Annotated in this window: 12 protein-coding genes; 7 read left to right on the forward strand and 5 right to left on the reverse strand. The window is 46.9% G+C overall.

Features of this window, described 5'->3' with window-relative positions:
* Positions 1-25: 25 nt before the first annotated feature.
* The 5 genes from CEF21_RS03345 to CEF21_RS03365 form a co-directional block, all read right to left on the reverse strand.
* Positions 26-541, reverse strand: coding sequence for a hypothetical protein (locus tag CEF21_RS03345; RefSeq protein WP_123913370.1), 516 nt, complete (start codon positions 539-541; stop codon positions 26-28).
* Between the two features lie 162 nt (positions 542-703).
* Positions 704-2,194, reverse strand: a complete 1,491-nt coding sequence (locus tag CEF21_RS03350) for a M1 family metallopeptidase (protein ID WP_164462066.1) — start codon at positions 2,192-2,194, stop codon at positions 704-706.
* Between the two features lie 556 nt (positions 2,195-2,750).
* On the reverse strand, positions 2,751-3,701 hold the full coding sequence (locus tag CEF21_RS03355; RefSeq protein WP_123913372.1) for an LCP family protein: 951 nt from the start codon (positions 3,699-3,701) through the stop codon (positions 2,751-2,753).
* A 202-nt stretch (positions 3,702-3,903) separates the two neighbouring features.
* Positions 3,904-5,430 (reverse strand): glycoside hydrolase family 32 protein, encoded by a 1,527-nt coding sequence (locus tag CEF21_RS03360; protein WP_123919941.1) that lies wholly within the window; start codon positions 5,428-5,430, stop codon positions 3,904-3,906.
* 122 nt (positions 5,431-5,552) lie between these two features.
* Complete coding sequence (locus CEF21_RS03365; protein WP_123913373.1) at positions 5,553-7,016, reverse strand: glycoside hydrolase family 68 protein; 1,464 nt, start codon at positions 7,014-7,016, stop codon at positions 5,553-5,555.
* A gap of 702 nt (positions 7,017-7,718) precedes the next feature.
* Here CEF21_RS03365 and CEF21_RS03370 point away from each other — a divergent pair.
* The 7 genes from CEF21_RS03370 (at position 7,719) to CEF21_RS03400 (ending at position 12,885) form a co-directional block, all read left to right on the forward strand.
* Positions 7,719-9,044 carry a phenylacetate--CoA ligase family protein gene (locus tag CEF21_RS03370; RefSeq protein WP_123913374.1) on the forward strand — a complete coding sequence of 442 codons (1,326 nt, stop codon included), beginning with the start codon at positions 7,719-7,721 and terminating at the stop codon, positions 9,042-9,044.
* A 141-nt stretch (positions 9,045-9,185) separates the two neighbouring features.
* Positions 9,186-10,100 (forward strand): 1,2-phenylacetyl-CoA epoxidase subunit PaaA, encoded by a 915-nt coding sequence (gene paaA / locus CEF21_RS03375; protein ID WP_481747652.1) that lies wholly within the window; start codon positions 9,186-9,188, stop codon positions 10,098-10,100.
* Positions 10,101-10,115: 15 nt separating this feature from the next.
* Entirely contained in the window at positions 10,116-10,469 is a 354-nt protein-coding gene (gene paaB / locus CEF21_RS03380) for a 1,2-phenylacetyl-CoA epoxidase subunit PaaB (protein WP_123913376.1), read from the forward strand.
* Positions 10,466-11,290 carry a 1,2-phenylacetyl-CoA epoxidase subunit PaaC gene (gene paaC / locus CEF21_RS03385; RefSeq protein WP_123913377.1) on the forward strand — a complete coding sequence of 275 codons (825 nt, stop codon included), beginning with the start codon at positions 10,466-10,468 and terminating at the stop codon, positions 11,288-11,290. Before paaB ends, paaC begins: the two co-directional genes overlap by 4 nt.
* Before the next feature lie 16 nt (positions 11,291-11,306).
* Complete coding sequence (gene paaD, locus CEF21_RS03390; protein ID WP_123913378.1) at positions 11,307-11,798, forward strand: 1,2-phenylacetyl-CoA epoxidase subunit PaaD; 492 nt, start codon at positions 11,307-11,309, stop codon at positions 11,796-11,798.
* 18 nt (positions 11,799-11,816) lie between these two features.
* A complete protein-coding gene (locus CEF21_RS03395) occupies positions 11,817-12,122 on the forward strand; it encodes an EthD family reductase (protein WP_123913379.1) in 306 nt (101 codons plus the stop codon).
* Complete coding sequence (locus CEF21_RS03400) at positions 12,115-12,885, forward strand: enoyl-CoA hydratase-related protein (protein WP_123913380.1); 771 nt, start codon at positions 12,115-12,117, stop codon at positions 12,883-12,885. The genes CEF21_RS03395 and CEF21_RS03400 overlap by 8 nt, the downstream gene beginning before the upstream one ends.

Raw genomic sequence — 12,885 nt, forward strand, 5'->3', positions numbered from 1 at the left:
TCCCATTGAACCGGGAAGTCTTTTCTTATTTGCGCAATGGTACTTGCACGGTTTCGTTCTCATCAAAATCTCTCAATGGGGACTCCGGGTGAAAAGAGGTGAGTTCTTCCTGTCTTCTTGTTTCAGGGTAAGGCTGTCTCCCTAATGAGCGGTACCGGATATGGAATTCTTCTTCGTATTCAGGGGTGTCGGATTTGGGAGGGGATTGTTTCATGCCTTCGATCCATGTCTCGAACCGGTACGTTCCCCGGTCGATAATGGCGCACAGGTCTTCAAGGGATTCGGTCAGATCGTTTAAGCAGTCCATTCCGTTTCGCAGCAGGATGCCCTTCGCATTGGCTTTTTCAATTGAATGCTCGAGTCTGTATGCTTCCTGGTTGTAAATAAACTGAATATAGCAGCTGTTGCGGTCCCAATTGAACTCGTAGTCTTCGATTTTCAGGCGCTTTATCACTTTTACAAGCTTTAATTCACAAACGTTTTGTTCTTTGTGGGGGAGGCCCCTGAATAGAACATTTTTGAAAAAACGATTCTTGAACATGTCCGTCACCGTCCTTTAAATTTGTGCCAAGCTTTTCTCTTGTTCTAGTAATTTCTACAAAAGGGACAAAATCCCTGCATAAAAAGTGTGCGGAATAAGGATAAATGGAGACTCCCTAAAGGAAGTCTCCATTTGTTAACACGAGCGGCTATCCGTCCTGCCTTAATACTGATCCGAAGGAAACACCCGATGCGCTCTGAAAAACGGGCTCAAGTCCTGGCCGGTGGATTTCTCCATGGCGGCAATAAAGTCTTTTGTCGTCGTAATCCCGAATTTCTTTTCGTTAAAATAGGCTTTCATCGCTTTATAAAACGCATCATCGCCGACTTCGAGGCGGAGGTCGTTCAGCGTTGTGGAGCCGTAGTCATAGATGGTGTAGTAGTAGGCATTGATCCCTTCGTCACCTCTGGCGGTAAAGTCAGATACTTTGCTTGAGACGTGATAGGACTCATCCGGAAGCGGAGGGACATTTAATTCATCCAGGCTGTTGTCATAAAGGGCTGCGGCATAGCTTGCGAATGATTCATCCAGCCATGGCTCATCGTATTCGTTATCGCCGATAATGCCGTAGAACCATTGGTGGCCGATTTCGTGGGCGTTCACTGATTTTACCCATTCCTGGCTTCTTCGTTCATTTAAGCTGATCATGACAAGCTGAGGATATTCCATGCCGCCGAACCAGCCTTCCATTGACACGACATCAAGCTCCGGCCAAGGGTATTTCCCGAATTTTTCACTGAACAGCTCGATGCTGTCTATGCCCGATTCAAGGAGCGAAGCGGCATATTTCGAATATTTGTCATCGTAATAAACGTTCACTTTTACCCCGTTTACTTTAGATGACAAGATTTTGTAGGTCGGATTCATTTCCATCGCAAAGTCACGCACATTTTCTGCTTTGTAGCGGTGGGTGGCAAGCTCTCCGTTTATACGTGGTTTCCCTTCTTCTGTACCCGTTGCCGCGATGACCTGCTTGCGGTCAGTTGTAACCGTGACGTCGTATTTGCCTGTTAGTGAATAGAACGATTCCCCCGCGTTAAAATAAGGGTCGACATTCCAGCCTTCCTCGTCATACACCGATAAAATCGGGAACCAGTTGCCCATTGAGACGGTGTCGCCATACCAGCCGAAGCGGTCCTGCTGCTCAGGGAACGCAACGCTGAAATTCATGGATACAGAGGCTTTTCTATTTTTTGCAAGAGATAAGTTCTGAATATGCAAGGCGGTATCCTTTACTTCGAATGCCGCTTTTGTCCCGTTTACCCGGATATCCGAGACATCCATACTGCCGCCTTTTTCTTTAAAGATATCCGCTTTTCCCCATAGATTGAAGTACAGTTCACTGAGGTTGTTCTTTACATTGTTTTTGAAGGTGACAGTCATTTTCCCTGTCAGTTTATGCGTTTTGGAATCGTACTTCACATCCATTATGTAGGATGGATCCGCAGGTCCCCTGACGTTGTCCCCGACGGTCTTATCTTTTTTCCCGGAGCTTTTGAAAACGGGCAGCGGTGCAGGATTAGAAGATGGTTTGTAAGCGGCCTGACTGGTACTGTACCCCTCTTGTTTTGCCTGTGCCGGCAGTGTAAATCCTGCCGACAATGCGGCGATGGACAGGCATGCGGCCCATTTTTTCAAAGTGAGCTTATTCATCCAATCAATTCCTCCTTCTACTCGGTTAGGTAAGTAATTCGATATTCGAAATAACTTCCCTTGAACCGTTTGTAGGATTTTGGGAAAATCAGGAGATAGGAAAGGAATCCTGTGCAGGGCCGTCAAGAGGTGTCGAATGAAGCCGCAAGCCATTAAAAAGAAGGGGGAAAGGAGTGGTTAAAAAGACCAAGGCCTTTCCGGCGGGAAAGGCATTAGGAAGAAACGGTTTTTACTTCAGCCCCGTCTGATAGTCTCAGAGAGCTTTCCTTCCTGAAAGCTTTTAGCGGCATAGCTGATATCCCAGCCTTTTTTTCTTTCTTTAGAAGGTATAGGCAACGGTATGGAATTTATCGCAATCTTCTCCGTCTTCCCTGGCTAAGCTTTCTTTTCCGCCGGCGATTTGTTCTGCTTCTTCAAGACTGCTATTGAAGGAAAAAGGGCTTTATCATTCTGTGCTTTTCTCCTTAAAAGCTAGTAAATGAACGGCTCCGATACTTTTTTCCCTCTTCTGTGTCAAATAAAAAGGCTGCCGGCAATTTGCCCGGCAGCCTGCTTATTATTCGGTTTCTCCTAAAAATTCCTTTAGTGCCGTTTGATTTTTTTCAAGATCCAGGTCCAGAACCGCTCCCGCCCGCTGGAAAGTCTTCGGTTCATAGGTCCCGTCCGCCGGAATTCGAAGAGTTTCAATGCCTTCATCCCGGTTTGTAAGGTAAGAGGTGGCGAGAGACAGCACTTCGCCTGAATCGATATTCGTATTGATATAAGGCTGAATGGTCCCGAGCAATTGTGGTGCCTTTACGACGCCGTTTAGGGTCAGGAGCTCACTGGTCACCTTGCCGATAATCTCCTGCTGCCGTTTAATCCGGCCGAAGTCGCTTTGGGCATCTTTTCTGAACCGGACATAGGCCAGGGTCTGTTTTCCATCAAGCCGCTGCAATCCCGGCTCAAGAATCATCCCAATATCCTTGGACATCCGTTTTTCGACATTGACTTCCAGTCCATCCGGGAAAGCGGTATCGATAATTTGAGAGAATCCTTTAAAATCGACTAATGCATAGTATTGGACATCGACATCAAAGTTTTCTTTGATGGTTTTTCTGAGAAGCTCAGCTCCGCCTATGGAATAGGCTGAATTGATTTTCATTTTTTCGTGACCCGGAATATCAACATAGGAATCCCGCATGATGGAGACAAGTTTAGCTGTTTTTGCATCGTGATCGTATTGGCCAATCATAATGGTATCGGTCCGGGATTTTTCTTCTCCCCGGGAGTCGATTCCAAGCAGCAGAACATTTACCTTGCCTTTTGTCATTACGCCATTAAAATCAACTTCCTGTTTATGAACATCTGTTGCTTTCATGGATTGATCGAGTGCTGTTTTATATTGAATATAGAAAAAGAGGACGGTGCTTGCTAGGAGAAGGAGGAATATGAGTAAAAAGACTTTGCGTGTTTTCCGGCTGCTTTTCTTTTTCTTGCCTCGGTCCAGGCGGCTTGTTTCAATCATCGCGGCTTCCTTTCATAAAGCGTCTTGTGCATATTATATCAAAAATTGTCAAAACGCGGAAAAGTTTTTGAAGCCGGGAAATACTTGGGCAGGCAATTCGGACAGGCAGTGAAGCGGTCCTGCAGCAGGATTGCTGCGTCTAAAGGCGCTTTTCAGAGCAAAAGGAAAAAGAGGCCGGTTTCATACCAGCCTCTTGATCGTATCATGATGATTGGGCTCCCGAACGGAAGTGTTTGATCTCTATTTTTTCAAACACAGCCGGCCCGCCTTCAGAGAATAGGGTGATTCCCTGATCAGACGGTTCTGGAAACACCTGATTGGACAGAACGCTTTTCCCGTCATCTACAAATACCTCGACGCTTGTCCGGTCCACCAATATTTTAACATGGACCTTTTTCTTGCCTGCGTCAAAAGGCGCTTTGCTTTCCACATATTTTTTGCTTTCATCCGGCTGTCCCGTGAAGCCCCTGTTCACATACGCGAGCCCCTGATCAGGGAGAAAACCGATATCAATGTGACGCTTTTGATCATCGGATTCGCGCAGCCGCAATCCGATGTTCTTAGCCTGGTCCCATGTCATATCGGCATCCATCTGATAGGTGTCCCCCTTCGTATCGAGTGTTTTGGATCCATTCACTTCTAGGCGGCTGATCGTATCCGCTGACTCGGTTAATTGACCGAGTGTCTGGACAGGCTGGGAAGTTAAGCTGTAGCTTTGATCTGCCTGCTTTTTAAGCCCAATCTCACGGACAATGGAATCCACTCCGTTGAACCCTTCCTTTACGGTTGGGGTGTTGTGGGGATAATCCCAGTTATTCATCCATGCCAATGCAAAACGCTTAGTCAATGGGTCTTCGCTTTTTCCATCTTCAAACGTCACGCCGCCGTACCAGTCAAAACCGTAATCCAGCCACTGGGGCTCCTGGTTTTCGGCAGTAAACGTTTTTCCGTCATAGGTGCCTGTCCAATACGCATACGTATTTGGTTTTCCGGCAGCTTTCCCATTTGCACTTGCCCCCATAACCCATTTGACCGTGCCGTCATCGGCACGCATCTGGAAAAGGTCCGGACATTCAATCAGCCCGATGTTTTCTGTTTTGAATTCTCCGGTATACGTCCAATCTTTCAAATTCCCGGACTCATAAAAACCGATTTTATCTCCTTCCGCCATGGTCATGACCCACTTCTGATGTTCATCATCCTTAATCACTTTCGGATCACGGAAAACTTCTGTTCCGGGATTGGATAGGACAGGTTCATCGCTGAAGGATTGAAACGTTTTTCCCCGATCGGTACTGTACCATAAATATTGTTCCTGTTTGCCGCCATCAGCTGAAGGCTGGGTAACAAGGGAAACAATTGCCCCTTCCCCGAAGCCGGCTGTATTTTTTTTATCTTCGACGACAGACCCGGACCAAATATCCCCGTTTTTGTTTGTAAATTTAGGGATGGCGACTCCTTCGTCTTTCCATGAAGCAAGGTCCTCAGAGGAAGCATGGCGCCATTCCGTTCCGCCCCCGTCTGGATAATTGCCGTTGTATAAATAATAGTAATGGTATTTCCCGTCAAAAAAGACCGGTTTCTGCGGATCGTTTTTCCATTTATCGGGCGTGCTGAAATGAAAAGCCGGCCGATAAGAAGACGATTCCTGAGGAGGTGCAGGTTTTGGGTCAGGCTGTTTTTTCCCATCCTGCCATTTGATCGTCATCATGGTGAAAAGACCCAGCATCAAAGCAGCAAGAGCGATCCATATGAAGGATTTTTTCGTGCTGTTCACTTCAATTGCCCCTTTCATGAACAGATAAAAGAAAATGGTGAGGATCATCACTCACCATTTTCTCTGCTATTGTTTTATTTGGATTTTTCATCCGCCTGAACTTCAAGCTGTCCTTGCTCAAGTACGCTGTTTTTGACAACAGAAGTCTGATCGCCGTCAATGTTCAATAAGAAGCTTGGTGCGAAAGAAGACTTCTGATCCTCGAAGAATCCTCTGTTTGTAATGTAGCTTGTGACAACAAAGTCATCACCGGATTTTTGCGGGATCGCATAGTGTGCATAGTTGAACGTTTTGTCATTCGGGTCCAGGTCATGATGGAGCACAATGCCTGTACCGTTCAGCGGCTTGAATTTGCCGTTAAGAGAATCGGCTACATAACCAAGCATATAGATATCTTCATTATCTACACCATCAATCGTCATCTTAGCACCGCGTGTATCAGTGAAGAGGTACCATTTGCCGTTGTGCTTGAAAATGTTCGGACGTTCAATTTCATCTGTTACGGTGTTAGAAGTAAGCAATGGCTTTTTCACGTTTTTCAATGTGTAGTCATCATTTAGTTCGATGATTCCCATAGCGCCGTTTGCAAGCTCCGCTGTTTTCTTTTTATCACTGTTCATCAGCTTTTCTTTTTCTGCTTCATAGAAAGATTTATCTCCGCCGTAGTAGGCACGGTTAAATAGAGATTGTTCCCCTTGGTAGCCTGTTTCAGTACCTGTATTTGCTTCAAATACAAGATATTTTTTTCCGTTTTCTTCAATATAGTGAGGGTCTCTCAGTGTATGGTTATCGCCGGATTCCATTCCGCCGCCATCCGTGAACTGTTTGATTGTCTGATAGAGTTCGCCGTCTCCGTCAAAGATGGACTTGTGATCGGATACTCCGTTCACTTTCAATTGGCCGGATGCAGGCTGTGACATGTTCACTTGTGCCGTTGTAATCGTTTGTTTACCAGCTTCACGGTCCGAGCGGTTCGTATAGAACAAACGGATTTCGCCGTCCTCTGTCATAATCGCAGAACCGGACCAGTCCTGATCCTTGTTTTTCAGATGCGGATCATTCGGGTTCACTTTATCGTTCTCGAATACTTTTCCTGCATTTTTCCATGCATCGATGGATTCATTGCCTTTTTTCTTATAGAACATATAGATGGATGTATCGTTGGCATCCTTCGGGTCACCGGCAAGGCCGAAAACGATGTCGTATCCTTTATAATCCGCAACGGTTCCGTCAGCGTTCGCTAGAGGCCAAGTGTCCCACACATCCAGCTTGATTTTGTTTCCATCTTTATCATAGCCGACTGCTGATTCAATATTTTTGATTTTTGTCTCATCGAACTGAGGGACAGTGTAGCGGGCTTTATCTTTTGCGATTTGGCCGGGAATTTTGCCCATATCTTCACGTGTCAGTTCGCCTTGCCCGTATGTTTTATTTTGATCTTTGTATTCTTGAGCAAAAGCCTGAGCGCCTCCGCCTAATACAATAGCAGAAGTAAGAGTTAATGCCGTTGTTCGTTTAAGAATCGTCTGGATGTTCATAATCGTCCTCATTTCTTAAATGTTTTATTAACTATCCTTCCAAAATCTGCAGTGACAAGGAACTGAATGAATATTTAAATGATAGCTGCAGCGCTGAAGCAGCTTTTGCAGAACCGGTTCCGCATGCAACTACAGAATACTGGCTGCACATTTTTCCGTCAAAGAGGACGAAAGTAACCGTTCCCTCTTTTTGAGGAATTTTGGTTGTATTTTCACAGGACTAAAGACTTAGTTTCAGTAAAGAAACACTTTCTATAAAATGAGCGGTTATGTATTCGTTTACTTTGAATAGATGGATCCGTCTGTGTGGAACCGGTTCCCCTCTGTTGGCGTTTTCAAATTCGATGAGCGTAATATAAACGTTGGCAAGGAGAAAAGGAGGGTGATGATCCGACTATTCTGAAAAAGAGGGCTTGTGAGAAAAACATGAGATGAATTCTTTTACATTCAGATTACAGTTGTGCCTCCTATGTTAAGGAATCTGATTCGAAAGAACGGATTTTAAAGAATGCCAATGATAAAGTGTGCCGGCTGGTTCTCTGCAAAAGATCTGAACTAGGTTTGAAGGATATAGATGGAATTTTCAGAAATTAATTGACGGTCTATTGCGTCCAATGTATGCTGGAAATAAAATATGACGTTTTTATTTATGTCGATAAATAAACGTTATAAATGACAGTAGGAGTAAGAGGGGGGATATGGTTGATTTTGCACAGGGAAGAGACACTGTCACGGATGGAAATGGAGAAACTGCAGCTCAAACATTTGAAAAAAACGGTTCATGCTGCTTTTGAAAAAAGCCCATTTTATAAGGAACGCTTTAAAACAGCGGGGATTACTCCGGACGTGATCCAGCAGCTCGATGATATCCAAAAGCTGCCGTTTACCCAGAAAAAGCACTTGCGCGAGCATTACCCGTTCGGATTATTTGCGGCTGACCGGAAGGACCTCATCCGGATCCATGCCTCCTCAGGGACGTCAGGGAAGCCGACGATTGTGGGATATACGAAACAGGATATCGAAAGCTGGGCGGATTTAGCCGCAAGAGGAATCGCGTTAGGAGGCGGAACTCCGGATGGGATTCTGCACAATGCTTATGGCTACGGCCTTTTCACAGGCGGACTCGGGCTGCATGCCGGCGGCGAAAAGCTTGGAATGGCGGTTATCCCGGTGTCCGTCGGGAATACAGACCGCCAGATTACGCTGATCGAGGATTTGCAGCCTGAGGTGATTTGCTGTACGCCTTCCTATGCGCTGAATATCGCGGAACGGATGAGGGAGCTTGGCAAGGATTCCTGTGCCACTTCTCTTCAGTACGGTATTTTCGGGGCAGAGCCGTGGTCGGAGGAGATGCGGAAAACGCTTGAGGAACGGCTCGGAATCAAAGCCTGCGACATATACGGGCTGAGTGAGGTGATGGGGCCGGGCGTGGCGGTGGAATGCCGAGAAGCGCAGGACGGACTGCATCTGGCAGAGGATCATTTTCTCACAGAAGTGATTGATCCGGATACATTGGAGCCGGTACCCGAAGGACAGCTTGGCGAACTCGTCTTCACGAGTCTGAAGAAAGAAGCGATTCCAATGATCCGCTACCGGACGGGAGACATCGCTTCCATTACAAGAGAGCCGTGTAAATGCGGGAGAACGACGGCGCGCATGTCCAGAATCAAGGGACGTATGGATGACATGCTGATTATCAGAGGGGTCAATGTATTTCCGTCAGAAATTGAACACTATCTGATCAAGGTACCGGAAATCAGTCCTCACTATCAGCTGCACCTGAATAAGCAGGGGCCGCTTGATGAAGTGACTCTTCATGTGGAGTTAAGCGATAGCGTTTACGCAGAAGCGGAGATGGATCTTGCCCATGAGAAAATTGAGGATCTCCGGAGGCGCATTCAGCAGCTGATGCGGGAGTCCTGTCTTGTATCCATTGATGTGCGTATTCTTGCACCGAAGTCGATCCCGAGGTCGGAGGGAAAGGCTGTGAGAATCGTAGATGCACGTTTTCCGCAGGCTTTTGCCTAGCTTCAGGAAAATTATTGAATTTAATATAATAATAATATATAATACCGTTATAAAATCGTCATATAAATAGAGAGGGGTATTGCGGTGAGTGTTGCTTCCTCGTTTAATCAGCGGACCGATGAGGAGAAGTATAAACGGTTTATGGAAAGAATTGAAGCCGGGGAAAAGATTGAAGCCGATGACTGGATGCCGGATGATTACAGACTGACCCTGATCAAACTGATTTCCATGCATGGCATCAGCGAAATAATGGGAGCGCTTCCGGAAAAGGAGTGGGTTCCAAAAGCTCCGTCTTTGAGACGGAAGCTTGGCATTATGGCAAAGGTTCAGGATGAAATGGGACACGGGCAGATGCTGCTTCGCGTGACAGAAGATTTAATGACTCCTCTTGGGAAAACAAGAGAGGACATAATGGACGATCTGTTCAGCGGAGATTTAAAGTTTCATAATGTCTTCCACATGGAAGCTCCGACATGGGCGGATGCCGGACTGATCGGCTGGCTTGTGGATGGCGCGGCGATTATTTCACAGACGAATATGCTCGGAGCCTCATACGGCCCATATGCAAAAGCGCTGCAGCGAATTTGTGCAGAAGAGGTTTTTCATGCCCAGCATGGGGAATCCATTATTCTCGCATTAACAGAAGGTACACCGGAACAAAAGGCGATGATTCAGGATTCCCTGAACCGCTGGTGGGAGGCGCTGCTTATGTTTTTCGGTCCGGCCAGTGCCGCCACAACCGGTTCATCCAAACAGGATACCACCATTAAATACAAAATCAGGACAAAAACAAATGAACAGCTCCGCCAGGACTTTTTTACAAAATATATTCCAAGGGTGCTGTCCATTGGCTTGAAGCTTCCGGATGAAACGATGCATTTCGATGAAGAGCAGAAGCTTTGGATCTATAAGCAGCCGGACTGGAATGAGTTCAAAAACATCATTAAAAACAACGGGCCGAAATCGAAGGACCGTCTCCGTCTTCGCAGGCTCGCCTATGAAAACAATAAATGGGTGCTTGATGCCCTGAACATGAAAAGCCAGAATGCTGTTTAGCAAGGGGTTGACCACATGACAGATAAGCAGAGGACAGAGTTTTTTGAGGTATTTGAAGTGTTCAGCAAGCGAACGCCATCATCTAATATGCAATACCAGTTCAGCCTGCTTGCGCCGAATCATGAGCTCGCGGCTGTGATGGCTCAGGAAAATTTTATGCGCCGGGAGCCGGTTGCGGACATTTGGGTCGTCAAACGGTCAGACATCCGGAAAATGACAGAGGATGAGCGCGAATCGCTTGCGCGTCTGGATAACAAAGATTACCGGACAACGAAGGGCTACGGCTATTTAAAGAAAAAATGGCGGGAATATGAGCAGGGGATGCTTGATGAAAAAGAGATTTTGTCCTGGGGTGAGGAGAGCAAATGACAAACGTTCACGATGCGCTTGAGGCAAAACAAAATGATGAATACAGGAAGGCTTTGTCAGAGCTCCTCTTCCAGCTCGCAGATGATGATTTCATTACGGCTTACAGAGGTTCGGAGTGGCTCGGCCTTGCCCCGCATATTGAAGAGGATATTGCCTACTCTTCCATCAATCAGGATACGATGGGGCATGCGGCCATTTACTATCAGCTGCTCGAACAGCTTGGAGCTGGGGCGGCTGACGCTCTAGCCCATGCCCGCCCTGTTCAGGATCGGAAAAATGCCATTATTTTAGAGGAAGTGAACGGGCCGGGCACTTATTTAGAGGAACCGAAGTATGACTGGGCCTTCACCGTCGTCCGGAACTATTTTTACGATCTCTATAAAAAAATCAAACTCGAATCCTTGAAAAACTCCTCCTATGAACCTCTTTCCCAGGCGGCCGTGAAAATTAACATGGAGCAGTATTATCATTTGATGCACTGGGAAACGTGGTTCAGGCAGCTGATCCTCTCAGGAGGGGAAGCAAAGACGAGGATGGTAAGAGCCATTGAGAAGGTGTGGCAGGATTTTGAGGGAGTGCTGACGCTTGGTGCTTTTGGCGGGGAGCTGGCGAAGCATGGACTGATTGAAGGAGAAGAACTGCTGAAGCAGCGGTTTTACTCCAAAATCAAGCTGATTTTCAGTCAGGTCCAGCTTCCTGAGCCGGCACCATGCGGCATGAAATCCGGAAATGGACGGAACGGTGAGCATACAGAGGATTTGAAGTCGGCGCTTGAAGTGTTATCGGAGGTTTACCGAAGTGACCCTTCGGCCGTCTGGTAAAGGGGCGTTCACACAAATGAATCAAGACGTAATCGGAAAAATAAGAGCTGTGCTCGAAACCGTGAAGGATCCTGAGATTAACTCTGTCAGTGTCATAGACTTGGGGATGATTGAATCCATCTGCTATCAATCTGGAAAAGCGGTCATTCAGGCGCTTCCGACATTCATGGGGTGCCCGGCCCTGGAAATCATTCAAAAGAATATTGTAAGCGCTGTTATGGAGCTGGATGAAATCAGCTCTGTCCAGGTTGAATTTATTTACAGTCCGCCGTGGACCTCTGACCGGATTACCGATGAAGGCCGTGAACGGCTGAAGGAATTCGGGATTGCCCCGCCGCCGGTATTTCTCGAAGAAGCCGGCATGTGGAAGGTGGATTGCCCTTACTGCGGGTCAGGTTATACAACCTTGGAAAATATATTCGGCCCGACAGCCTGCCGAAGCATTTTGTACTGCAAATCATGCAAGAACCCGTTTGAAGCGATGAAACCAATCTCTACTTTAATGTAGAAAAAGGAGAAGATGAACATGTTCAAAATGGTCGCCCTATTTAAAAAACCAGAGGATCCCCAAAGCTTTGATGAGTACTATTTCAACACTCACATTCCGCTGACACAGAAAATCCCCGGCCTTCAGGACGTGAAAATCACGAAAATCACCGGTTCTCCAATGGGGGAAAGCGAGTACTACTTAATGTGCGAAATGTTTTATGAAAGCAAGCAGGCCTTCAAGGAAGCATCTAAAACAGATGAATCCAAGGCTTCAGGAAAGGACGTTATGAAATTTGCCGGGAACCTTGTTACCTTCTTCTTCGGTGAAGAGCATAATGGATAACCTGCTTGAAACGGCGGTACACGGAAACATCGGTCTGATTACACTGAACCGGCCTAAGGTTCTGAATGCCCTGAACCGGCAAATGATCCGTGAAATTGCCGAAACACTGGAAGAATACGACCGGCGGGACGATGTCCGGGTGACCGTTCTGACGGGCAGCGGCAGAGCGTTCGCTGCGGGAGCCGATATTGATGAAATGGCGAATGAAGACCCGGTCCGGATGGAGCTGCTCAATCAGTTTGTGGATTGGGACCGGATGACCGTCATCAAGAAGCCGATCATTGGGGCGGTTCATGGCTTTGCTTTAGGCGGAGGGTTTGAACTGGCGCTTGCCTGCGACCTGCTGTTTGCTGCGGACACCGCAAAATTCGGTTTTCCGGAAGTGAATCTCGGCGTCATGCCGGGAGCCGGCGGAACCCAGCGGCTGACAAAGCTGATGGGGAAGACAAAGGCACTCGAGTATATTTGGACAGGGGAAATGATGACCGCACAGGAAGCCGAACGCTTTGGAGTCGTCAACCGCCTGTTCGCACCGGAGCTTTTAATAGAAGAAACGATGAAATTTGCAGCACGCCTGGCAGAAAAAGCGCCTCTTTCCATCCGGTTAAGCAAAGAGGCCGTATACAAGGCGCTGGATTATTCCGTTTATGAAGGGATGCAATTTGAGCGGAAGAACTTCAGCCTGCTGTTTTCATCGGAAGACCAGAAAGAAGGCATGCTTGCATTTCAGGAAAAGCGGCGTCCTTCATTTAAGGGGAAGTAG

Source organism: Bacillus sp. FJAT-42376 (genome assembly GCF_003816055.1).
Lineage (GTDB): Bacteria > Bacillota > Bacilli > Bacillales > Bacillaceae > Metabacillus_B.

Excerpts from the sequence above, each read along its gene's own strand:
- CEF21_RS03345 (WP_123913370.1), bottom strand. The coding sequence starts at position 541 with ATGTTCAAGAATCGTTTTTTCAAAAATGTTCTATTCAGGGGCCTCCCC.
- CEF21_RS03350 (WP_164462066.1), bottom strand. The coding sequence starts at position 2,194 with ATGAATAAGCTCACTTTGAAAAAATGGGCCGCATGCCTGTCCATCGCC.
- paaD (WP_123913378.1), top strand. The coding sequence starts at position 11,307 with ATGAATCAAGACGTAATCGGAAAAATAAGAGCTGTGCTCGAAACCGTG.
- paaB (WP_123913376.1), top strand. The coding sequence starts at position 10,116 with ATGACAGATAAGCAGAGGACAGAGTTTTTTGAGGTATTTGAAGTGTTC.
- paaC (WP_123913377.1), top strand. The coding sequence starts at position 10,466 with ATGACAAACGTTCACGATGCGCTTGAGGCAAAACAAAATGATGAATAC.
- CEF21_RS03400 (WP_123913380.1), top strand. The coding sequence starts at position 12,115 with ATGGATAACCTGCTTGAAACGGCGGTACACGGAAACATCGGTCTGATT.
- paaA (WP_481747652.1), top strand. The coding sequence starts at position 9,186 with ATGGAAAGAATTGAAGCCGGGGAAAAGATTGAAGCCGATGACTGGATG.
- CEF21_RS03360 (WP_123919941.1), bottom strand. The coding sequence starts at position 5,430 with ATGCTGGGTCTTTTCACCATGATGACGATCAAATGGCAGGATGGGAAA.
- CEF21_RS03395 (WP_123913379.1), top strand. The coding sequence starts at position 11,817 with ATGTTCAAAATGGTCGCCCTATTTAAAAAACCAGAGGATCCCCAAAGC.
- CEF21_RS03365 (WP_123913373.1), bottom strand. The coding sequence starts at position 7,016 with ATGAACATCCAGACGATTCTTAAACGAACAACGGCATTAACTCTTACT.
- CEF21_RS03355 (WP_123913372.1), bottom strand. The coding sequence starts at position 3,701 with ATGATTGAAACAAGCCGCCTGGACCGAGGCAAGAAAAAGAAAAGCAGC.